Origin of the sequence: Azospira sp. I13 (genome assembly GCF_003112695.1) — a bacterium.
GTDB lineage: Bacteria > Pseudomonadota > Gammaproteobacteria > Burkholderiales > Rhodocyclaceae > Azospira.
This window is the reverse complement of the sequence record NZ_BFBP01000013.1, coordinates 119,556-142,497: the sequence shown is the minus strand read 5'-3', so window position 1 is coordinate 142,497 and position 22,942 is coordinate 119,556. Positions and strand designations below refer to the sequence as shown.

Annotated in this window: 19 protein-coding genes; 11 read left to right on the top strand and 8 right to left on the bottom strand. The window is 64.3% G+C overall.

The features are described from left to right. Positions 1-15 precede the first annotated feature (15 nt). From AZSI13_RS13465 to AZSI13_RS13440, 6 genes are all read right to left on the bottom strand, one after another. Positions 16-6,000, bottom strand: a complete 5,985-nt coding sequence (locus AZSI13_RS13465; RefSeq protein WP_109041692.1) for an Hpt domain-containing protein — start codon at positions 5,998-6,000, stop codon at positions 16-18. Between the two features lie 35 nt (positions 6,001-6,035). Then, positions 6,036-8,222, bottom strand: coding sequence for a methyl-accepting chemotaxis protein (locus tag AZSI13_RS13460; protein ID WP_109041691.1), 2,187 nt, complete (start codon positions 8,220-8,222; stop codon positions 6,036-6,038). Positions 8,223-8,328: 106 nt separating this feature from the next. Further along, complete coding sequence (locus AZSI13_RS13455) at positions 8,329-8,841, bottom strand: chemotaxis protein CheW (RefSeq protein WP_109041690.1); 513 nt, start codon at positions 8,839-8,841, stop codon at positions 8,329-8,331. A gap of 13 nt (positions 8,842-8,854) precedes the next feature. After that, complete coding sequence (locus AZSI13_RS13450) at positions 8,855-9,217, bottom strand: response regulator transcription factor (RefSeq protein ID WP_109041689.1); 363 nt, start codon at positions 9,215-9,217, stop codon at positions 8,855-8,857. A gap of 21 nt (positions 9,218-9,238) precedes the next feature. After that, the gene (locus AZSI13_RS13445; RefSeq protein WP_172974747.1) at positions 9,239-9,601 is read right to left on the bottom strand and encodes a PleD family two-component system response regulator; all 363 of its coding nucleotides are present in this window, start codon (positions 9,599-9,601) and stop codon (positions 9,239-9,241) included. Between the two features lie 126 nt (positions 9,602-9,727). Then, positions 9,728-9,928: a rubredoxin gene (locus tag AZSI13_RS13440; RefSeq protein ID WP_109041687.1), complete on the bottom strand. Its 201-nt coding sequence runs from the start codon at positions 9,926-9,928 to the stop codon at positions 9,728-9,730. A 91-nt stretch (positions 9,929-10,019) separates the two neighbouring features. Here AZSI13_RS13440 and thiD point away from each other — a divergent pair, with 91 nt between their 5' ends. From thiD to hemL, 3 genes are read left to right on the top strand one after another with little or no spacing between them, the layout of a single operon-like run. Next, positions 10,020-10,865, top strand: coding sequence for a bifunctional hydroxymethylpyrimidine kinase/phosphomethylpyrimidine kinase (thiD, locus tag AZSI13_RS13435; RefSeq protein WP_109041686.1), 846 nt, complete (start codon positions 10,020-10,022; stop codon positions 10,863-10,865). Next, complete coding sequence (thiE, locus tag AZSI13_RS13430; protein WP_109041685.1) at positions 10,858-11,529, top strand: thiamine phosphate synthase; 672 nt, start codon at positions 10,858-10,860, stop codon at positions 11,527-11,529. The genes thiD and thiE overlap by 8 nt, the downstream gene beginning before the upstream one ends. Then, a complete protein-coding gene (gene hemL / locus AZSI13_RS13425) occupies positions 11,504-12,796 on the top strand; it encodes a glutamate-1-semialdehyde 2,1-aminomutase (protein WP_109041684.1) in 1,293 nt (430 codons plus the stop codon). Before thiE ends, hemL begins: the two co-directional genes overlap by 26 nt. Positions 12,797-12,880: 84 nt before the next feature. Here hemL and AZSI13_RS13420 read toward each other — a convergent pair whose 3' ends face one another. Together AZSI13_RS13420 and AZSI13_RS13415 are read right to left on the bottom strand one after the other, a co-directional pair. Next, positions 12,881-14,710, bottom strand: a complete 1,830-nt coding sequence (locus AZSI13_RS13420) for an alpha/beta hydrolase (protein ID WP_109041683.1) — start codon at positions 14,708-14,710, stop codon at positions 12,881-12,883. An 18-nt stretch (positions 14,711-14,728) separates the two neighbouring features. Beyond that, complete coding sequence (locus AZSI13_RS13415) at positions 14,729-15,763, bottom strand: MBL fold metallo-hydrolase (RefSeq protein WP_109041682.1); 1,035 nt, start codon at positions 15,761-15,763, stop codon at positions 14,729-14,731. Positions 15,764-15,999: 236 nt separating this feature from the next. Here AZSI13_RS13415 and AZSI13_RS13410 point away from each other — a divergent pair, with 236 nt between their 5' ends. From AZSI13_RS13410 to AZSI13_RS13375, 8 genes are all read left to right on the top strand, one after another. After that, a complete protein-coding gene (locus tag AZSI13_RS13410) occupies positions 16,000-16,437 on the top strand; it encodes a MerR family DNA-binding transcriptional regulator (protein ID WP_235609777.1) in 438 nt (145 codons plus the stop codon). Positions 16,438-16,542: 105 nt separating this feature from the next. After that, positions 16,543-17,007, top strand: a complete 465-nt coding sequence (locus AZSI13_RS13405; protein ID WP_109041680.1) for a PaaI family thioesterase — start codon at positions 16,543-16,545, stop codon at positions 17,005-17,007. Between the two features lie 109 nt (positions 17,008-17,116). Further along, positions 17,117-18,289: an isovaleryl-CoA dehydrogenase gene (locus tag AZSI13_RS13400; protein ID WP_109041679.1), complete on the top strand. Its 1,173-nt coding sequence runs from the start codon at positions 17,117-17,119 to the stop codon at positions 18,287-18,289. A gap of 128 nt (positions 18,290-18,417) precedes the next feature. After that, complete coding sequence (locus AZSI13_RS13395) at positions 18,418-19,020, top strand: 2-hydroxychromene-2-carboxylate isomerase (RefSeq protein ID WP_109041678.1); 603 nt, start codon at positions 18,418-18,420, stop codon at positions 19,018-19,020. Between the two features lies 1 nt (position 19,021). Beyond that, positions 19,022-19,849 carry a metallophosphoesterase gene (locus AZSI13_RS13390; RefSeq protein ID WP_109041677.1) on the top strand — a complete coding sequence of 276 codons (828 nt, stop codon included), beginning with the start codon at positions 19,022-19,024 and terminating at the stop codon, positions 19,847-19,849. Continuing rightward, positions 19,846-20,445, top strand: a complete 600-nt coding sequence (locus AZSI13_RS13385) for a TIGR00730 family Rossman fold protein (protein WP_109041676.1) — start codon at positions 19,846-19,848, stop codon at positions 20,443-20,445. Before AZSI13_RS13390 ends, AZSI13_RS13385 begins: the two co-directional genes overlap by 4 nt. Positions 20,446-20,498: 53 nt before the next feature. Then, entirely contained in the window at positions 20,499-22,106 is a 1,608-nt protein-coding gene (locus AZSI13_RS13380) for a carboxyl transferase domain-containing protein (protein ID WP_109041675.1), read from the top strand. A 20-nt stretch (positions 22,107-22,126) separates the two neighbouring features. Next, positions 22,127-22,918, top strand: a complete 792-nt coding sequence (locus tag AZSI13_RS13375; protein WP_109041674.1) for an enoyl-CoA hydratase/isomerase family protein — start codon at positions 22,127-22,129, stop codon at positions 22,916-22,918. The last annotated feature ends 24 nt before the right edge of the window (positions 22,919-22,942 follow it).

Below are 22,942 nucleotides of genomic sequence, written 5' to 3'. Positions count from 1 at the left end.
TCCGGGCCGAGAGCCTCAGTGCATGCGCTTCTTGCGGGTGTATTGCTCCACCAGGGCCAGCAGCTCATCTTCCTGGTAGGGCTTGCCCAGGTAATGGTTCACCCCGATCTCGAAGGCGTAGTTGCGGTGCTTGTCCGCCGTGCGGGAGGTGATCATGACGATGGGGATGTGCTTGAGGCGCTCGTCGGCCCGCACATTACGGGTGAAGTCGAAGCCATCCATACGGGGCATCTCGATATCCACCAGCAGCACGTCGGGCAGGGTGTCGATCAACTGCTCCAGGCCATCCACACCGTCCTTGGCGGTCAGCACGTGGTAGCCCTCCCGCGCCAGCAGACGGCTGGTGATCTTGCGCACCGTCAGGGAATCATCCACCACCATCACGGTGGGCAGGGAAACGGCGGGCGCTTCCTCCGGCTGCACTGCTGCGGCCTCGCCGCTCGCCAGACGCACCGCGAGGTTGCCTTCACTGCGTGCGGCCAGGGCCACCGGATTGAGGATCAGCAACACCTGGCCATCCCCCAACACCGTGGCGCCGGCAATGCCGACCACCCGGGCCAGCTGGGGGCCGACGTTTTTGACGACGATTTCCTGGTTGCCGAACAGCTCGTCCACCTGGATAGAGGTGCGCTGGGTACCGGAACGCAGCAGTAGCACCCAGGAGAGGCGCCGGGCTTCGGGCAGGGCCTGGGCATCCCCGAGGAGATGGGGCAGGAAGTGGTAGGGATAGCGGTTGCCCAGCCATTCCACCTGGCCGGAATCGCGGATGCCGGCCAGTACCTGCTCCTTCACTTCCTGGACCTGTTCGATCATGGCCGAGGGAATAGCATAGCGGCGGTTGCCGACGCGCACGATGAGGGCCTGAGTCACCGCCAGGGTGAGGGGTAGATAGACGCGGAAGGTGATGCCCTTGCCGGCGACGGACTGCATTTCCAGACGCCCACCCAGGTTGCTCACTTCGGTGCGCACCACATCCATGCCGACACCGCGGCCGGCGATCTGGGAGACCTCGCCGGCGGTAGAGAAGCCGGGAGCAAAGATCAGGTCGGCCAGATGGGCGTCATCCACCACCTCATCGGGGGCGATCAGCCCCTGGGCCTCGGCCTTGGCGCGGATACGCTCCAGGTTGAGGCCGGCGCCGTCGTCTGCCAGGGTGATGATGATTTCGTTGCCTTCCTGGGCCACCTTCAGTTCGATTTCGCCGATTTCCTGCTTGCCGGCTGCTACCCGCGCCTCGCGGCCTTCCAGGCCGTGGGCGACGGAGTTACGCAGCATGTGCTCCAGGGGGGCGATCATCTTGTCCAGCACGCCCCGGTCCAGCTCCACCTGGCCACCAACAATTTCCAGGTTGGCACGCTTGTCCACTTCCTTGGCGGTCTGGCGGACGATGCGGTGCAGACGCTCGGTCTGGCTGTTGAACGGCACCATGCGCACGCTCATCAGGGATTGCTGCAATTCCCGGTTGAGGCGGGCCTGGGCGATCAGGGCGGCATTGGCGGCATCCAGGTTCTTCAGCAGGTTCTGCTGCACCGTGGCCACGTCGTTCACCGACTCGGCCATCATCCGGGTCAATTCCTGGAAGCGGGTGAAACGGTCGAACTCCAGGGGGTCGAAGCCGGCATGCTTTTCTTCCGCCTCGGCCGTGCCGGCCTGGATCTGGGTTTCGGCCTGGATTTCAATTTCCCGCAGCTGGCGACGCAGACGAATGACGTTTTCCGTCAAATCCAGCAGGGAATCCTTGAGGCTGCGCATTTCCCCTTCGATACGGGAACGGCCGATGGACAGTTCGCCGGCTTCGTTCACCAGGCGGTCCATCAGGTCGGCCCGCACCCGCAGCAGGGCCTTGGCGGCACCACCGGCTTCGGGCTCGGTTTCCGCATCGCCGGCACGGCGGCGGCGCTCGACGAAGGGCGAGGCTGGGGCTTCGCTTGCAGCAGCCGGGGCCGCCGGCGCCTCGGCGGGCACAGACACGGCGCTGTCGGCAACTTCGGTGGATTCGGGCAGGGCCAACAACTCGGCGGGGAGAGGCGTATCCAGGGTATCCCCGGAAGCCAGCCGTTCGACGATCTGGGCTACCGCATCGAAGGCGCCCTGGATCTCTTCGATCATCTGGCCTTCGGCGGCACCCGCCTTGTGGGCCTGCTCCACCCGGGTTTCCAGGGTATGGGTCAGTTCCCCCAAATTCATGGCGCCGGCCATGCGGGCGGAGCCCTTCAGGGTGTGCAGCAGGCGGGCCAGCACCCGGGCGACATCCGCATTGTGGGGGTCGGCCTGCCAGTAGCGCAGATTCTCGGTGATGCTCTGGGTCAGCTCCTGAGCTTCTTCGAGGAAGATCGGCAGCAGCTGCTCATCCAGTTCGTCCTTCAGATGGATGGGTGCAGGCGGTGGCGTCGGCGCCACCGGCGCGGCGGCGCTCATGACGGCCGGTACTTCGTGGGCGTCCCCCTGGTCGGCGACAGCGGCCGGGTACAGGGTATCCAGGGCATCCGCCAGGTGGGAGGCAGGCTCCGGCGGCCGCTGGGCGGCAACGCTTTCCACCATTTCTTCCAGGGAGGAAATGGCCAGACGGATGATTTCCAGGGCTTCCAGACTGGCGGGATTGGCCGAGGCATCCCGGCGCAGCAGGGCATGCTCCAGCGCCCGACCAAGGCGGTTCACCGCCATCAGGCCGATGGTGCCAGCGATGCTGCCCATGCTGTGCGCAGCCCGGGTGAAAGGCTCGCTGGTGGGCATGTCGGGCTCGGTTTCGAGCAGGCCGAACTGGCGTTGCAGGGTCTGCAGGTGCCCCTGGGCCTCTTCCAGGAAAATCTGGTAGAGCGTCGGCGAAACGGTCAGGGTCAGCTTGGATTCGGGGGCAGCCGAGGACACTGGGGCTTCGACCGCAACGGGGTCGCCCAGGGATATCTCGTCATCCAGGGAGAATTCCAGATCGTCCGGGAAATCCGTATCGACGGCCAATTCGCTGGCCGGCAAGTCAGGCATGGACGGAAGGTCAGCCACCTCCAGTTCGACCAGCGGTGCGTCCGGCAACACCGGCTCCATGGGCTGCGTATCGGCATCTTCTGCCGACAGGCTCGCCAGGGGTTCCTCCGGCAGGATGGCCGGCACTTCCTCGACCAGCGGTGCTGACGCCGCTGGCAGCTCGGCCACGGCCTCTTCGCCGAGGTCGAAATCGAAGTCCAGGCCATCGGCGGACTCGGGCAGGGTGATGGGAACTTCTTCCAGCAACGGCGATTCCGGCCCGGCTTCGGGAAGCATCTCCGGGGTCGTTTCCGGCAGCGGCAGTTCCAGCGCCATGGCGGCTTCGACAAGAGGCTGGGCTTCCTGGGTATCGGTGATTGCCGGTACTTCCGCACCGCCTTCCACCTCGGTCGGCGCCGTCAAGGCGGTGGCCAGATTCAGCACGTCGCTGGTGATGACCGGGGTCACTTCAACAGGAGGCGGCGTCAACTCCAGCGGTTCGTCCGGCAGGTCGAAGGCGAAAGTCAGGGGGGACTCGTCCAGGAGCGGCTCGGGAGCGAGCACCGGCTCGGCGGCGGGCGCCTCGGCAGCAGGCTCGGCCGGTTCGACGCCACGCAGGGCATCGGCCTGGGCCACCAGGGCCGAGGGGTCGGGAGCGCAGCCTTCCCGGGTTTCCAGATAGCGGACCCAGTCACCGAAAACCTGGTGGGCAGATTCGATCAGGGCAAAAAGCTCGGGGCTGACGCCATACTCCTGACGCAACCAGAGATTGAGCACCTGCTCCAGGGCCCAGGCGGTTTCGCCCAGGTCCTTGAGCCCCACCATGCGGCCGCTACCCTTGAGGGTGTGGAAGCTGCGACGGATGGTGGTGAGGAAGTCCACATTGTTCGGCTGCTCGCGCAGCAGGCCGATATGGCTGTCGATGGTGCCCAGCACTTCCTGGGCTTCTTCCAGGAAGATGGCCAGCAACTCGGCGTCCAGCTCCTCCTCGGAGGCCTGGGTGAGCTTTAAGGTTTCTTCGGAAGGCGTCGGTGCGGCGGCGACCTGGGGCTTGATACCCGCCAGGGCAGCATCCAGGTCGGGCGCAGCCGTTTCCAGGCTGGGGGCGGCTTCGAGGGCGGAGAGGGCAGCCTTGGCCTGTTGGCCGAGGGCCTTGTCGGCCACCAAATCGGCATCCTTCTGCAGGGATTCGAGATTCTGCTTCAGTTCCTGGCGCAGGTTCTCGTCGGCCGGCTGCTCCTTGAGGGCCTCCATCAGGGCCTGGGTTTCCTTCTTCTGCTTTTCCAGCTCCTGTTCAACACTGGGGGCCGGGGCTTCCGGCACTTCGACGAACTCCTCTTCTGGCTCCACCACCTGGGGACCCAGACCGCGGGTGAATTCGGCGAAGTCCACATGGCCCTTGGCCATTTCCCGCGGCAGGGCTTCGACAAAGAAGCCGAGGGCGGAAAGCTGGCTGGCTACCGCTTCGAAATCCCCGTCCTGGGGCTCGTAATCGGCTGCCGAGAATTCGGCGATCTTGCTGCTGCACTGGCGCAGGGTATCCACTGCGGCTTCCTGGCCCAGCATCATCAGGGCGCCCGTGATTTGCTTGAGGGGCGTATCCAGGCTGGTCAGGTCACCGCGGCGGGAGGCATCGCGGAAGAAGGCATCCAGCACCTGCTCGATCTGCATCAGGCTGGACTGGATTTCCTTGGCCACCTGGCTGTTGAGCAGGCGTTCCTGGGCGCGGCGCGACATCTCGTCAAGGCCGGGCACTTCGGCGCCGGTGGTCGGCGGCGTGCCGGTGACGCAACTGTGCAGGCGCTCCACCATGACGTCGACCTGGTGGGCGAAGTCCTGGCCAAGATGGGCAAAATTCTCCTGCGCATTGCTGGCCAGCAGGATACCCGTGGCCAGCTCCATGGACAGGGCTTCGCTGTGGCGGCCGGGCTTTTCCTGAAGCCAGTTGGCAGTGCCGAGAATGGCCCGGCACAGACGGTGGAAGTCGGCATGGCCGAGCTGCTCGGCTCCCTGGGCCAAATGCCCGACCTGTTCGCGGAAGACAGTCAGGGCCGGAGCACTGCCGGCGCAGAACTTGCCCCAGGCTTCCTCGGCGGCGCTGAGGGGCTCGCGCAGGCGGCGCAGCACCTGTTCCTGGGCCGGCGAGGCATGGCCAGATTCACTGCCCGTCGGCAGCAGTTCGCCGAGGGCGAAGGATTGCTTCAGGCCACTGACCACACCATCCTGGGTATCAGCCACGGCCACGTGATACAGGGCGTCGCGCATGAGGCGCTCGGCGAAATTGCGGGAGCCCTCGATGAGACGGCGAATCTGCAGGTCGATGCGGGCACACAGCTGCTTGACGTCAGCCTCGCTCTTGACGGCCCCTTCGGCCAGGGCAGAAATGAAGCCCTGGGCGACCCACCAGAAGGAACGGGCAGCAGGCAGATCCTGGGTGGCTTCAATGGCGGTGATGGCATCGCGCATCAGGGCCAGGCCGGCCCGGTCACCGCGCAGCCAGAGCAGCAGGCCCTTCTGGAAGCGGCTACGCTCCGAGCGCAGGCGCTTGTTGAGTTCAGCCGGCGGCAGAGCCACCGGGTTACGACGGGGCGGACGAACCCCCAGGTCGGGGAAGAAGAGATCTGTCGGATTCACCCGCTCCAAGCCTCGGGCCTGCTGCACGTCCCGATACAGCTCCCACAGCCGCAAGGGCTGGTTGGGCTCGCCGTTGAGCAGGTCGTCCAGGTAATGGCGAATGGCTTGCAGGGAACGACGCACCAGTTCCACCGCTGCGTCGGAAGCAGGGCTCTTGCCGGTTTCCAGCTCGGCCAGATAGGCCTCCAGGGCCTCGGTGAACTGGGTCACCCCATCCAGGCCGACGATGGCCAGGGCCCCGTGGACCTGGTGCAGGTGGGTACGGCCAAATTTGATCTGGCTGAGATCGGCGCGATCGCCACCAAGATACTGGAGCAGGGCCTGGTCGGCCCGATCCAGGGCGGCATCGATCTCGCCCTTCACCCAAGTGAGGGGCCCGACGTCGAATTCCGTGACTGCGCTCATGGAGACCTTGAAATCTGGTTATCGGAACGACGTGCTCAGGCCACCTTGAAGCCGGCCACGGAACCCTTCAGTTCCGTCGCCAGGCCGGCCAACTCACCCACAGCTTCGGCGGTCTGCTTGGTACCGGCGGTGGTTTGCTCCGTCACGTTCAGGATGTCCTTCATCACTTCGGCCACGCTGGCAGCGGACTGGGCCTGCTGCTGGGTAGCGGAGGAAATGTTCTCAATCAGGCTGGCAAGGCTCTGGGACACGGAGCCGATCTCGGCCAGGGCCTGGCCGGCAGCGTCGGACAGCTTGGCCCCTTCGACCACGCCCTGGGTGGATTCTTCCATGGCGGATACTGCATCCTGGGTGTCGGTCTGAATGGTCTTCACGATGGCCGCGATCTGCTTCGTTGCTTCAGCGGAACGTTCGGCCAGGCGCTGCACTTCTTCTGCCACCACCGTGAAGCCGCGACCGGCTTCACCAGCGGAGGCAGCCTGAATGGCCGCGTTCAGGGCCAGCACGTTGGTCTGCTCGGTAATGTCGGAAATCAGTTCCACGATTTCGCCGATCTCCTGGGAGCTTTCGCCCAGGCGCTTGATCCGCTTTGCCGTTTCCTGGATCTGTTCGCGAATTTCGTTCATGCCCTTGATGGAATCCTGCACGGCCTGGGCGCCCTTTTCTGCGGCGGACAGGGACTGGCGGGCCACCTGAGCGGACTGGGAGGCTTCGGAAGACACTTGGTTCATGGAACTGGCCATGGTCAGAACGGAACGGCCGGCATCCTCAATTTCCCGGGACTGGCGCTCGGCAGCGGCCAGCAGTTCCTCGGAGGTCTTGCGGGCCATTTCGGTGGCTAGGGTCACCCGATTTGCAGCGTCGTTGATGCGACCCACCAGCACCCGGAGTTCTTCAATGGTGTAGTTGATGGAGTCGGCGATGGCGCCGGTAATGTCTTCAGACACGGTGGCGGTAACGGTCAGGTCGCCGTCGGCCAGGTCGCCCAGTTCGTTCATCAAACGCAGAATGGCGTCCTGGTTCTGGCGGTTGAGCAGTTCCGACTCCTGGCGCATACGCTCGGATTCCTCCGCCCGACGGCGGGAGTCTTCCAGGTAGATCTTGGCCATCAGCACCAGGGAACCCAGGGCGGCCAGCACCAGCACCACCAGGATGACGATGTACAAGGCACGCTCGGCCAGTTCGGCCTGATAGGCATCGGCCAGCTTGTCGGTGGCGGCCAGCAGGGCGTCGGAATCCTTGAAAATGGCGGAGCCGGACTGCTTGGCCAGCACTAGACGCTGCATGTTGCCGAGAATGCCGGAGACGGCTTCCTGGTATTCCTTGAAGGCGACTTCCAATTCCCCCAGCTTGCTGCGGGTATCGGTTTCGACACGGCCTTCGTTGCCCTTGATGAGGCCGGTCAGGAGGTCGCGGAAGGAGTTGGTGTCCTTACCGAGAAGGAAAGCCACTTCCGGGTCAATGGCATCACCCACCAGCAGGGCCGAGGCGTTCTTGGCGATGCGCTGGGTCAGCATCACCATCTGGTTGGCGGCCGCGATATCACGGGAGCCGGCACCAGACTGCAGCTTGATGGCCGCAACCTGCTCGGAAAGATCCAGCAGTTGGGGGTTCTTGCTGGCGATGGTGGCAACGTCCTTGCCCAGGTTCACCAGGTTCTTCTCCATTTCCAGCAGGCGGGTCGCATTCTTGTCGGTCTTGTCCCACTCGGCCATCAGGGCCTGAAGCTGGGGCTGCACGCCGTCGGGAGAAGGCGGCACGGTGACGTCGGTGATTTCACCGCCCTGGGACAAACGCTCCAGCAAGCGTGCGAAGGATTCCCGGGAGGCCTTCAGGTGGTTGAAGGCAACGGAGCTGCCCTGCAGGGCCTGGGCCGCGTCCTTGGCGAGGCGCTGGGACAGCATGCGCATTTCACCGGCTGCCGCCACATAGACCGTGCCGTAAGTGGATTCCCGGTTGTCGTGGTAGATCAGGGCGGCGATGACCAGCATCACCACCAGCAGCACGGAACCGAGCATCTGCAACTGCTTGACGACCGGATACTGACCAAGGAAATCGGACATGGCGGCAGCCGGCTTGGCCTTCTTTTCCTTCACCGGCTTGGCAACGGGCATTTCCATGACCTTGGTCGGGGCGGCGAGGGTCTCCTCTCCCACCGGTGCGGCAGACTTCTTGTTGCCCTTACCGAAGGAAAAAGCCGGGAGCTTCAGCTTGAACGCCATGGTGTTCTCCAGTTCTCAATTCTTGTTGCGATGACGGCTCATCGCAGAGCGGTTCGATTTGTTGGTCACGGAATACGGGTACTGAATCGGCGGGTGCGCGACGAAATCAGGCAGCAATCTGCATGAAATCGGAGTCAGCCAGCAGTTCCTTCAGGTTCAGGCGATGCCAGGTCCGCCCCTCGGCGTCCGCATAGGTCTCCTGAGCCCAGGCGGGCAGGGAGGCATCAGCGGGGGCGGGGGTCATGGATTCCAGATTCTTCAGCCCCAGGGAGCGATTCACCAACAGGGCGGCGTTGGAGCCATAACGGGTCCCCACCAGGAGGAGGCGGACATTGGCGTTATGGGGCGTGGCATCGCCGCCGAGGAAAGCGGACAGATCCACCACCGAATACAGGCCGCCCCGGATATTGGCGATGCCGGCAAACCAGTGCTTGGTCATCGGCACCGGTGTCAGGTGGGGGGAGGGCGTGATTTCCCCGGAATCGGAGAGATTGAGCAGCCACAGACGGCTGCCGGCCTGGACCCCCAGAAGCCCGGCGGCCGCCTGGCCCCGGGCCGCACCGGAAAGACGGGCAGCCAGATGCTCCTGGAACTCCCGCAGGCTGACTTTTCTGGCCATACGGCTCTCGCCTTTACAGAGCTGCGATCTTGGCGAGCAGTTCTTCCGCGTTGACCGGCTTGACCAGGTAATCCTGGGCCCCCTGGCGCAGGCCCCAGATCTTGTCGGTTTCCTGGCCCTTGGAGGTACAGACGATGACCGGAATGTCCTTGGTGCCTTCATCGCGAGTCAGGGTACGGGTGGCCTGATAGCCATTGAGACCGGGCATGACCACATCCATGAGGATCAGATCAGGCTTCTCGACCTTGGCCTTGGCGATGCCATCCTCACCGTTTTCGGCGGTCACCACCTGGTAGCCGTTCTTGGTAAGGGTTTCGACCATGAAGTGACGTTCGGTGGGGGAATCGTCCACCACGAGGATTTTCTTGACGGGCATAGGGACTCTCTCGACTAACGCTTATTGAACCTGCTGCGGGCCATAGGTGGCTACGGCCTGCAACAGACTGTCTTTGGTAAAGGGCTTGGTGAGGTATTGGTCGGAACCGACCATGCGGCCGCGCGCCCGGTCGAACAGACCGTCCTTGGAGGACAGCATGATGACGGGGGTATTGCGGAAACGGGCGTTCTTCTTGATCAGGGCACAGGTCTGATAACCATCCAGACGGGGCATCATGATGTCGCAAAAAACGATGTCCGGCTGGTGATCGGCGATCTTGGCCAGGGCATCGAAGCCGTCTTCGGCCAGCACGACCTGACAGCCGGCCTGCACCAGGAAAATTTCAGCACTGCGACGGATGGTGTTGCTGTCGTCGATGACCATCACTTTTACGCCGCGCTGGCTAGTGGCATCCGGCAATTCAACCTCCCAAGGTCTCTCGAATCCCCGGCGGCAACCGGGGGCTTGTGTTTTTTATGCTGCAATACTAATACGGCGCCCGGGATTTTCCTAGATTTCCGCCATTTCGAAGTCTTCCTTGCGTGCGCCGCACTCCGGACAGACCCAGTCCGCCGGCACATCGGCCCAGCGGGTGCCCGGCGGCAGGCCTTCGGCGGAAGCACCGGCAGCCTCATCGTAGACGAAGCCACAAATCAGGCATACCCAGGTGCGGTAAGGGTCGGCTGGCGGGAAGGTATCAAGCTGGGCCATATCAAAGCTCGGGGCAGGGATTTGGGCTAGAATCGGGACCCTTGATCTTACCCAAAGCGCTGTGCGGCCGAAAGGCGGCTGGCGTGCTGCAATGCCGCAAACACCCACCCCATCGCCCCAGCCTCCCATCGTCCTCAGCTTTGCCGCCTCGGATCCCACCGGTGGCGCCGGCATCCAGGCCGACCTGCTGACCCTCTCCAGCATGGGCTGCCACCCCCTCTCCGTCATCACGGCCATCACGGTGCAGGATACGGCGGGCGTGGACGCCGTCCTGGCCATGGAGCCCGACTGGGTGGAAGACCAGGCCCGTGCACTGCTGGAGGACATGCCGGTGGCAGCCTTCAAGATCGGGCTCATCGGCAGCGTGGAGAATGTGGCTGCCATTGCCGCCATCGTCGCGGATTACCCGGACATTCCCTTGATCCTCGACCCGGTGCTGGCCTCAGGCCGGGGCGACGAGCTGGCTACCGAAGACCTGATCGGCGCCATGAAGGAAATGCTGCTGCCCCAGACCACCCTGCTCACCCCCAACAGCCTGGAGGCCCGCCGTCTGGCCGACGAGGACGACGAGGACGAACCGGACCTGGAAGAATGCGCCCGCCGCCTCATCAGCTACGGTTGCGAATATGTGCTGCTCACCGGCACTCACGAAAACACGCCCCAGGTCATCAACACCCTATACGGACAGCACGGCATGATCCGCACCGACCGCTGGGACCGCCTGCCGGGCAGCTATCACGGTTCCGGCTGCACCCTGGCCTCGGCCATCGCCGCCAACCTGGCCAACGGCCAGGACCTTAGCGATGCCGTGCGGGATGCCCAGGAATACACCTGGCAGACCCTGTCGGCCGGCTTCCGCCCCGGCATGGGGCAGTACATTCCCGACCGCTTTTTCTGGGCCCGGGGCCCGGAAGAGGACGACGCCAGCCATGGCTGACACGCCCCGCGGGCTCTACGGAATCACCCCGGATGGCCTGACCACGGCCGATCTGCTCACCCGGACAGCCGCCGCCCTGGCCGGTGGCATGATCCTGCTGCAGTACCGGGACAAGAGCAACGACGCCGCCCGCCGGCTGGAACAGGCCACACGGTTGCTGGCCCTATGCCGCAAGCACGGTTGCCGCCTGATCATCAACGACGACCTGGCCCTGGCCCTAGCCATTGATGCCGACGGAGTCCACCTAGGCGGGGACGATGGCGACCTGGTGGCCGCCCGCAGCGCCCTCGGTACCGGCAAGACCCTCGGCGCCTCCTGTTACGCCGACTTCGCCCGAGCCCAGGCGGCCGCCCGGGCCGGCGCCGACTACGTGGCCTTTGGCGCCGTCTACCCATCCCCTACCAAGCCCCTGGCCCAACGTGCCCCCCTGGAGCTGATTACCCGGGCCCGCCGGGAGTTGCCGCACATTCAGCCCAACGTACAGGTCGCCGCCATCGGTGGCATCACCCTGGACAATGTTGCCCCAGTCATCGCCGCCGGCGCCCATTGCACCGCCGTCATCACCGATTTGTTCGAGGCCCCGGACGTCACCGCCCGGGCCGCCGCCTATCAACGTCTCTTTGCAGAAAGTGCCGAACATGAGCGCCTCCGCCACCACGCGTAACCAGCAACTTTTCGAAGCCGCCCAGCGCCACATTCCCGGCGGGGTCAATTCTCCCGTGCGGGCCTTCCGTTCCGTCGGCGGCGTACCCCGCTTCTTCACCCATGGCCAGGGGCCTCGGGTGTGGGATGCGGATGGACAGAGCTACCTGGACTACGTTGGCTCCTGGGGCCCCCTGATTCTCGGCCACGCCCATCCCGAATCGGTGAAGGCCGTGCAGGATGCCGCCGCGCGCGGCCTCTCCTTCGGTGCCCCCACCGAGGCCGAGATCGAGATGGCCGACCTGCTGTGCGACATCCTGCCCTCCCTGGACATGGTGCGCCTGGTCTCCTCCGGCACCGAGGCCACTATGAGTGCCATCCGCCTGGCCCGGGGCTATACCGGTCGCGACGTGCTGATCAAGTTCGAGGGCTGCTACCACGGCCACTCCGACAGCCTGCTGGTGAAGGCCGGCTCCGGCCTGCTGACCTTCGGCAACCCCTCCTCCGGCGGCGTGCCGGCCGACCTGGCCCAGCACACCCTGGTCCTGGACTACAACGATCCCGCCCAGCTAGCCGACGCCTTCGCCAAGCATGGCGACAAGATCGCCGCCGTCATTGTCGAGCCGGTCGCCGGCAACATGAATCTTATCGCCCCCAAGCCCGAGTTCATGCAGGCCATGCGGGAACTGTGCAGCAAGCACGGTGCCGTACTGATTTTCGACGAGGTCATGACCGGCTTCCGCGTCGGCCCCCAGTGCGCCCAGGGCCTCTACGGCATCACCCCGGACCTGACCACCCTGGGCAAGGTCATCGGCGGCGGCATGCCCGTCGGTGCCTTCGGCGGCAAGCGGGAAATCATGGAAAAGATCGCCCCCCTGGGCCCGGTGTATCAGGCCGGCACCCTCTCCGGCAACCCGGTGGCGGTAGCCGCCGGCCTGGTCACCCTCAAGGCCACCCGGGCTCCAGGCTTCTACGACAGCCTGGCCGCCCGTACCAAGCAACTGACCGATGGCCTCACCGCTGCGGCGCAAAAGCACGGCGTCACCTTCTCCGCCCAGAGCGTTGGCGGCATGTTCGGCGTCTATTTCAGCACCACGCCGCCCACCTCCTTTGCCGAGGTGATGCAGTGTGACAAGGAGGCTTTCAACGGCTTCTTCCACGCCATGCTGGAAGCCGGCCATTACCTGGCCCCTTCGGCCTTTGAAGCCGGCTTCGTCTCCGCTGCCCACACGGAGGCGGACATCGCCGCCACCATCGCCGCTGCCGAGGCCATTTTCGCCCGGGGCTAATCCCTGCTGCTGCAGCTTTGCTAACACTGCATGAAAAAGGGCGCCCCGCGGGGCGCCCCTTTTCATGGCTCAGCCTACGAAGGCTTAGGCTGCAGCCTTCTTCTGGGTATCCAGACGGAACTTCACATAGGAGCCGGGGCCTTCCTCAACCACCTTGAGCCCCCCCTTGCCGGGCTGGCGGGCCGGCACCTGTTTGCCGCCATCCAGGCCAGTGACCCAGGCATTCCAATCCGTCCACCAGGAACCGGGATGCTGGGTGGCCCCTGCCAGGAAGTCCTCGGACGTGGCCGGCATCTTGGCGGCATCATTGACCCAGTAGCCATACTTGTTGGCCACCGGCGGATTGACGATGCCGGCAATGTGGCCGGAGCCGCCGAGTACGAAACGCACCGGGCCGGAGAACAGCTTGGCCCCCAGGTAGGTGCTCTTCCACGGGGCGATGTGGTCTTCCACGGTGGAGATGAAATAGGAGGGCACCTTGATCTTGGAAACATCGATGGCCACGCCGTCGATGGTAATGCCGCCCGGATCCTTCAGCTTGTTGGCCATGTACATGTTGCGCAGGTAGAAGCTGTGCATGGCGTAAGGCATGCGGGTGGAATCGCTGTTCCAGTAGAGTAGGTCGAAGGGGAAAGGATCCTTGCCCAGCAAATAGTTGTTCACCACGAAGGACCAGATCAGGTCGTTGGCCCGCAACAGGTTGAAGGTCATCGCCATCTCGCTGCCTTCCAGATAGCCCCGCTCGGCCATCTTGTGCTCCAGGCTGCTGACCTGCTTCTCGTCGATGAAGACGCCCAGTTCGCCAGGGTTGGAGAAGTCGATCATGGTGGTGAAGAAGGTGGCGGAGGCAACCCGGTTGTCCTTCTTCGCAGCCATGTAGGCCAGGGTAGTGGCCATCAGGGTACCGCCGATGCAGTAGGCGGCCACGTCGATCTGCTTCTCGCCGGTATCCTTTTCCACGGCGGCAATGGCGGCCAGGGTGCCTTCGGTGACGTAGTCCTCAAAGGACTTCTGGGCCAGCTTGGCGTCCGGATTGACCCAGGACATGATGTAGGTGGTGTGGCCCTGATCGGTGGCCCACTTGACCAGGGAGTTCTTCTCCCGCAGGTCCAGGATGTAGAACTTGTTGATCCAGGGCGGCACGATCAGCAGGGGCTTCTTGTACTGTTCCTTGGTAGTGGGCTCGTACTGCACCAGCTGGAACAGCTCATTCTGGAAGACCACCTTGCCGGGCGTAGTAGCGACATTCTTGCCCAGTTCGAAGGCGGTGGTGTCGGTCATGCGGATGCGCAGCTGACCATCACCGGCTTCCAGGTCGTTGAGCAGGTTGTTGAGGCCCTTGACCAGGTTTTGACCGTGACTCTTCACCGTTTCGCGGAACACTTCCGGGTTGGTGAAGGCGAAGTTGGAGGGGGAAAGGGCATCCACATACTGACGGGTGTAGAAGGCCACCTTTTTCTGGGCTTCGTCAGGCAGGCCTTCGACGCAACAGACGGTGTCGTGGATGTGACGGGAAGCGATGAGGTAAGACTGCTTGATGTAGTCGAAGAGGAAATGCTGTTCCCAGTCTTCGTCACGGAAGCGGTTGTCGCCCTTGGCCGGTGCGGCGATGGGCTGGATCGGCATACCCATCATCTTCAGCATGGAACCCTGCCACAGGGAGAAGTAGTCCCACATCATGTTCATCTGGGTCTGGGCCAACTTGTAGGGATTGGCCAGCAGTCGGGAAGAAAGATCCATGAAGGCCTTGGCGATACCCATTTCATCACTGGGGGGCGCGATGCCCTCGGAAGCCTTCTTCTCCATGAACTGGGTCAGCAGCCGGGAGGCACGCTGGGCCACTTCGGCATAGGACTTGGCCAGTTCGGCCGGATTCGGGAGATTGTGGTCTTCTGCTTGGTTTTGCTGCGACATCGTGAGTCCCCTTCTTTATTAACGCCTAGGTTGTTTCCGGACATACCGGAAGATGCCGTCCGCACCGCTCACGCAAGCAAGGCGGTCGGCCTGTTCGAGGTAATTCAGGTGGGCGATGGCCTCGCCCATGGCAAACATGGTCTGGTGGGTGTCGAGTTCCCGCGCAAACAGGGTCGTCAGCAACTCGGCGGCACTACGGGGTTCGCTGCAGCTGTCCTCCAGCACTGCCAGCCGTTCCGCATGGTGGGCCTGCAGATCGGCTACCCGCTGCCGGATGCCCCGAAAGGGCAGGCCGTGGGACGGCAATACCAGGGAGGCATCGCTGCAATCCCGGGCACAGCGGTCCAGGGAAGCCAGGTAGTCGCCTAGGGCATTGGCCGTGGGTGTGACGGCGAAAACGCTGATGTTCGTGGAGATTTTCGGCAACAGCATGTCGCCTGAAATTAACACGCTGGAATCAGCACAGTAAAGGGACAAATGCTCGGGCGAATGGCCGTAGCCGAACTGGATTTTCCAGTCCCGCTGGCCAATGCGCAGGGTGTCGCCATCGAAGAGTCGGCGGTAGGTGGTGGGCAAACCGGGCACGCCCTTACGGTAGCCGTTGCCCCGCTCGGCCAGGTCCTGGCAACGGGCTTCAGCCAGGCCATGGGCGCGGAACTGCTGCAGCATGGGGGCGGTACCGTGGCCAGCGATTTCATGCCATACGGCATGGCCAGTGAGATATTCGCCGGCCGTCATGTACAACGGCGCACCACTCTTCTCCTGCAACCAGGCGGCCAGGCCCAGGTGATCCGGGTGAAAGTGAGTGACGACGATGCCATGCACTGGCCCATCCAGGTCGGCAAGCACCTTTTCCCAGGTAGCCTGGATATCCGGCAGACCAAAGCCCGTGTCCACAATGAACCAGCCCTCCCCATCCTGCAGCAGCCACAGGTTGATGTGGTTGAGGACAAAGGGCAGCGGCATACGCAGCCAGCGGATGCCGGGTGCGACCTCCAGGGTGGTGCCGGAAGCGGGAATATCGGGAAAGGGAAATTGCAAGGTCTGGCTCATGGCAATGGGACGGGACAAGTCGAGGTTCGGCTTTCAACTATACCCTTCGGCTTAGATCATTGAAGCCTAGTTCCCTTACGCCAACATGACAGCAGCTTTAGCCGGCAGTACGGTGATTGACCGCCTTCCACCTTGAGCGCCACGCCTGGCGGGTAGTTCCCGATTGAAAAATGCCGGGGCATCTGTTTAACTCTCCCGTCGTTTTTTCAACCACCATTCATCGGAGCCGCACCCACGTGAGCATCCTTAGCGAACCGGGCGACCAGGCTGCCGGCAGCACCTTCACCATTTCGGATCTGTCCCGGGAATTTAACATCACCCCCCGCACCATCCGTTTCTGGGAGGATCAGGGCCTGCTGGCCCCCAACCGGGAAGGGCGCAACCGGGTTTACACCAAGCGTGACCGCACCCGCCTCAAGCTGGCCCTGCGGGGCAAGCGCCTGGGCCTTTCCCTGGCAGAGATTCGGGACGTCATCGACATGTACGACGTGGCCCGGGACGAATCCGACCAGCTCAGCCGCCTGCTCAACATGCTGGCCCAGCGCCGCGCCGCCCTGGAACAGCAACGGGAGGATATCGAAGCCATGCTGGCCGAAATCGGCAACGTCGAATGTGTCTGCCGTGAACACCTGGCCGTCGCCCTGGCCAAGGAAAATGGGGGGCAGGAACAGTAAGTCGGTCCTTGCCGGCTTCATTTTCAGCAACTAGTTGACGTTTACGTCAACGTAACATTCAATAGCATTCTAGAGAGCGCACAAACGCGCCGGAGGAGACAAACCATGCACCACCCATCCGACCCGGATTTCGCCGCCCGCGTGCGGGACAGCTTCCACCGCCAGCAGGCCATGGTCCTGATCGGGGCCTCCATGCCGGTAATCGAGGCCGGCTATACGGAAATCCATCTGCCCCACAAACCCGAGGTGACCCAGCAGCACGGCTTCATCCACGGCGGCGTGGTGGGCATGATTGCCGACTCCGCCGCTGGCTACGCCGCCAACACCCTGACACCGGCGGACGCCAGCGTCCTCACCGTGGAATACAAAATGAACCTGCTGGCCCCGGCCGACGGGGAGTTGCTCATCGCCCAGGGCACGGTGCTGAAATACGGCCGTACCCTAACGGTGACCAAGGCCGAGGTGTTCGCGGTGAAGGACGGCAAGAAAACCCTGTGCGCGGTCATGCAGCAGACCATCATGACCATGCACGGCAAGAAGGAAAAACACGAAGCAAGCAGCAAGGCATAAGCCGCAGTAAAAGCGGCGCCCCACTTCAATACATTCCTCCTCCAGGTCGCCCGTGGTGCCAAGCCACAGAGCGTTCAAGGAAAGGAAGAAAACCAAAGGAGCGAGACAAATGCACATTCCCAGCCTGGACTTCGGTCACGGTGAAACCATCGAGATGCTGCGCGACACCGTGCGCGCCTTCGCGGAAAAGGAAATTGCCCCCCGGGCAGCCCAGATCGACAGGGATAACGAGTTCCCCGCCGACCTGTGGAAAAAGTTCGGCGACCTGGGCCTGCTCGGCATGACCGCCGAGGAGGAATACGGCGGTACGGCCATGGGCTACCTGGCCCACATCGTCGCCCTGGAGGAAATCTCCCGAGCCTCTGCCTCCGTCGGCCTTTCCTACGGCGCCCATTCCAACCTCTGCGTGAACCAGATTCGCCGCAACGGCACCGCGGCCCAGAAGGACAAGTACCTGCCCAAGCTGATCTCCGGCGAACACGTCGGTGCCCTGGCCATGTCCGAGCCCAATGCCGGTTCCGACGTGGTCTCCATGAAGTTGAAGGCTGAGAAGAAGGGCGATCGCTACGTCCTCAACGGTTCCAAGATGTGGATCACCAACGGCGGCGACGCCGACACCCTGGTGGTGTACGCCAAGACCGATCTCAACGCCGGCGCCAAGGGCATGACCGCCTTCATCGTCGAAAAAGGCTTCAAGGGCTTCACCCACGGCACCCACCTGGACAAGCTGGGCATGCGCGGCTCCAATACCTTCCCCCTGTTCTTCGACGACTGCGAAGTACCGGAAGAAAACGTCCTCGGCGGCGTCGGCAACGGCACCAAGGTGCTGATGAGCGGCCTCGACTACGAACGTGCCGTGCTCTGCGGCGGCCCCCTGGGCATCATGGCCGCCTGCATGGACGTGGTGCTGCCCTACCTGCACGAACGGGAGCAGTTCGGCACCCCCATCGGTGAATTCCAGCTGATGCAGGGCAAGCTGGCCGACATGTACTCCACCTGGCAGGCCACCCGGGCCTACGTCTATGCCGTGGGCCAGGCTTGTGACCGTAGCGACCACGCCCGCAGCCTGCGCAAGGATGCGGCCGGGGCCATCCTCTATTCCGCCGAGAAGGCCACGTGGATGGCTGGCGAAGCTATCCAGACCCTGGGTGGTGTGGGCTATACCAACGAATACCCCACCGGCCGCCTGTGGCGCGATGCCAAGCTGTATGAAATCGGCGCCGGCACCAGCGAAATCCGGCGCATGTTGATCGGTCGGGAATTGTTCGCCGAAACGGCCTAAAGCTGCACCACGCCTGCACCGGAGCCGGCCCCAGGCCGGCCACCCGGCGCGGTACGCTGAGGCCGGCAGCCACACAATCCCCCTACAATAAGCACGGTCCAGCCCCCCAACCCTGACGGAGACCATTCATGGCCGAGCCCCTGGAGTTCTACTTCGACTTTTCCTCGCCCTACGCCTATCTGGCCAGCGAGAAAATTGACGAACTCGCCGCAAAATATGGCCGCAAAGTGAAGTGGCGCCCCATTCTCCTCGGCCCGGTATTCAAGACCACCGGCAGTGCCCCCCTGACGGAAATCCCGGTCAAGGGCACCTATTCCCGCCACGACTTCGACCGCTCTGCCCGTTTCCTGGGGCTTCCCTTCAAGCTGCCGGCCAAGTTCCCCCTGGCCACCCAGGTGGCTGCCCGGGCCTATTACTGGCTGCATGAGCGGGACTGCGCCCAGGCCCGGGCCTTTGCCCATGCCGCCTTCCGCGCCGTTTTCGTGCAGGAGCGGGATATCTCCGACCCCGCCGTGGTGGCCGAGCTGGCCACCCAGGTCGGCGCCGATGCCACCGCCCTGATGGCCGGCGTGCAAAGCGAGGAGATCAAAACCCGCCTGCGCCAGGAAGGCGAAGCCGCCATCGCCCGGGGCGTCTTCGGCGCCCCCTTCATCTTCGTGGACGGCGAGCCCTTCTGGGGCGCCGACCGCCTGCCCCAGATCGAGCGCTGGCTGGCCGAGGGAGGCTTCTGAAGTGACCGTCTGGCGCGGCCTTCTGCTGACCTTGCTGGCCTTGGCCCTGTGGAGCTTCGGCATCGAACCGGGCTGGCTGCAGGAGCGGCAGCTGGCGCTAGCATCGCCCCGCTGGCCCCTGCCACCCCTGAAGATCGCCGTGGCCGCAGACTGGCATGTGGGCGCCCCCCACGCCGGGCTGGACATGGTTCGCCAGGCAGTGGCCCAGATCAACGCCGGCCAGCCCGACCTGATCCTGCTGCCCGGTGATTTCGTCATCCAGGGCGTTATGGGCGGCACACCGGTTGCCGGGGAAGAAATTGCCCAGGCCCTGGGCCAGTTACGGGCACCCCTGGGCGTCTACGCCACCCTGGGCAACCACGACTGGTGGCTCGATGACGGCAAGATTGCGGCACAGCTCACCCAGGTCGGCATCACGGTGCTGGAAAATCAGGCCGTGCCCCTCCACCACCAGGGCCAACCCTTCTGGCTGGTGGGCATCGGCGACGACATGACGCGGCACGCCGCCCCGCAACAGGCTCTGGCCAAGGTGCCCGCAGAAGCGCCCCTCATCGCCATGATGCACGACCCGGCCACGGCGCCCGAACTGCCTGCCCGGACCACCTTGGCAGTGGCGGGCCACACCCATGGCGGCCAGGTCCGCCTGCCCCTGATCGGCGCCCTCATCACCCCGGGGCGCGCACCCCGTGACCATGCCTACGGCTGGATTCCCGGCCAGGGCGTGCCCACCTACGTCACCGCGGGCATTGGCACCAGCATCCTGCCGGTGCGCTTCAACTGCCCTCCTGAAACTGCCTTGATCCGCCTGTCTGCGAAAACTTCCTCATGAAGCGAGTCTGTGTCTTCTGCGGCGCCAACGCCGGCCACGCCCCCCACTATCGCCAGGAGGCCGAAAAGCTCGGCCGCCTGCTGGCCGAGCAGGGTCGGCAGCTGGTCTATGGCGGCGGCAACATCGGCCTCATGGGCGCCGTGGCCGATGCCTGCCTGGACGCTGGCGGCGAAGTCATCGGCGTCATCCCCGAGGCCCTGATGGGCAAGGAAGTTGCAGGCCGCCATGTGGACCACCGCAACCTGACCCGCCTGGAGGTGGTGGATTCCATGCACACCCGCAAGGCCCGCATGGCCGAACTGGCGGATGGCTTTGTTGCCCTGCCCGGCGGCTTCGGCACCTTTGAAGAGTTCTGCGAAATCCTCACCTGGGGCCAGCTCGGCTTCCACCAGAAGCCCATGGGCCTGCTCAATGTGGCGGGCTACTACGACGGCCTGCTGTCCCTGTTCGACCATGCAGTGAACGAAGGCTTCCTGCGGCAACAAAACCGGGCCATGGCCCTGGCCGACACCGACATTGAGCGCTTGCTGGCCGCCATGGATGCCTACGTCCCCGAGCCGGTGAGCAAGTGGCTCAAGGAAGAGCGCCAGCTATAAGCAACACCTGACACACCACAACACCATCGCGACCCCAAGAAAAGCGAGGAGACATGAGCATCCTGAAAAGCCAACTCAATCCCCGGTCGGAAGATTTCCAGCACAACGCCGGCCACATGGCCGGGCTGGTGGACGACCTGCGGCAGCAGATCAGCAAGGTGGCCCTGGGGGGCCCCGAGGCAGCGCGGCAGAAGCACGTGGCCCGGGGCAAGCTGCTGCCCCGGGAGCGGGTGAACGCCCTGCTGGACCCAGGCACCCCCTTCCTGGAAATCGGCCAGCTGGCCGCCTACGGCATGTACGGCGGCGACGTGCCGGCCGCTTCGGTCATTGCCGGCATCGGCCGGGTCAATGGCGTGGAATGCATGATCGTCGCCAACGACGCCACGGTGAAGGGCGGCACCTACTACCCCATGACCGTGAAGAAGCATCTGCGCGCCCAGGAGATTGCCCTGGAGAACCGCCTGCCCTGCATCTACCTGGTGGATTCGGGCGGCGCCTTCCTGCCCATGCAGGACGAAGTCTTTCCCGACAAGGAACACTTCGGCCGCATCTTCTTCAACCAGGCCAATCTCTCGGCCCAGGGCATTCCCCAGATCGCCGCCGTGATGGGCTCCTGCACCGCCGGCGGCGCCTACGTGCCGGCCATGTCCGACGAGTCCATCATCGTCAAGAACCAGGGCACCATCTTCCTCGGCGGCCCGCCCCTGGTGAAGGCCGCCACCGGCGAAGTGGTGACGGCGGAGGACCTGGGCGGCGCCGACGTGCACACCCGGGTCTCCGGCGTAGCCGACCATTTTGCCGAGAACGACCAGCACGCCCTGGCCATCGCCCGACGCATCGTCAAGAACCTCAACTGGCAGAAGCAGCCCTCGGTCAGCCTCACCGAACCGGTGGCGCCCCTCTACGCCGCCGAGGAGCTCTACGGGGTCATCCCCACCGACACCAAGAAGCCCTTCGATGTGCGCGAGATCATCGCCCGGGTGGTAGACGGTTCCGACTTCGACGAATTCAAGGCCCGCTACGGCACCACCATCGTCTGCGGCTTCGCCCGCATCTGGGGCTACCCGGTGGGTATCGTTGCCAACAACGGCATCCTCTTTTCCGAATCCGCCCTCAAGGCCGCCCACTTCATTGAGCTGTGCGCCCAGCGCAACATCCCCCTGGTGTTCCTGCAGAACATCACCGGCTTCATGGTGGGGCGCAAGTACGAGAACGGCGGCATCGCCCGGGACGGGGCCAAGATGGTCACCGCGGTGGCCACCGCCAAGGTGCCCAAGTTCACCGTGGTCATCGGCGGCTCCTTCGGTGCCGGCAACTACGGCATGTGCGGCCGCGCCTACTCGCCCCGCTTCCTGTGGATGTGGCCCAACGCCCGCATCTCGGTAATGGGCGGCGAGCAGGCTTCCAGCGTGCTGGCCACGGTCAAGCGGGACGGCCTGGAAGCGGCGGGCAAGGCCTGGAGTGCCGAGGAGGAAGAGGAATTCCGCCGCCCCATCCGCGAACAGTACGAGAGCCAGGGCCATCCCTACTACGCCAGCGCCCGCCTGTGGGATGATGGAATCATCGATCCGGCGGATACCCGCCGGGTGCTGGGCCTGGGGCTCTCGGCGGCCATGAATGCGCCGGCGGAGGAAACCCGGTTCGGCGTATTCCGCATGTAACGCTCAGGAAGAACAACACCATGACTTTCAGTTCCATCCTCATCGAAGTGGACGGCCCCGTCGGCATCCTCACCCTTAACAAGGCCGACCGCCACAATGCTTTCGATGAAGCCCTGATCGCCGAAATCACCGCCGGCCTGAAGCAACTGGAAGCCGACCCTGCCGTGCGGGTGGTGGTGCTCTCCGCCGCCGGCAAGAGCTTCTGCGCCGGAGCCGACCTCAACTGGATGAAGCGGGCGGCCGGCTACACCCCGGAGCAGAACCTGGCCGATGCCGGCAACCTGGCCACCCTGCTATCCACCCTCAACCACCTGACCAAGCCCACCGTGGCCCGGGTCCAGGGTCCGGCCTACGGCGGCGGGGTCGGCCTGGTGGCGGCCTGCGACATCGCCGTGGCCACCTACGATGCCCTTTTTGCCCTCACGGAAGTGAAGCTGGGCCTCATTCCTGCCGTCATCAGCCCCTACGTCATCGAAGCCCTGGGCGAACGCCAGTGCCGCCGCTATTTCCTCACCGCCGAACGCTTCTCGGCGACGGATGCCTACCGCCTGGGCCTGCTGCATGAAATCGTGCCCGACGAGGAGCAACTGGATGAAGCCGTGGGCGAGATCGTGGACAAGCTGCTGAAAAATAGCCCCGCCGCCCAGGCCGCCAGCAAGGCGCTGATCCGGGCAGTGGCCAAGCGCCCAATCGACGCGCCCCTGGTTGCCGACACCGCCCGCCGCATTACCGAGATGCGGGCCTCGCCGGAGGGTCGCGAGGGCATCGCCGCCTTCCTGGAAAAGCGCAAACCGAACTGGGTCACCGACTAGTCGGCCCACCACCCCAACATTCCC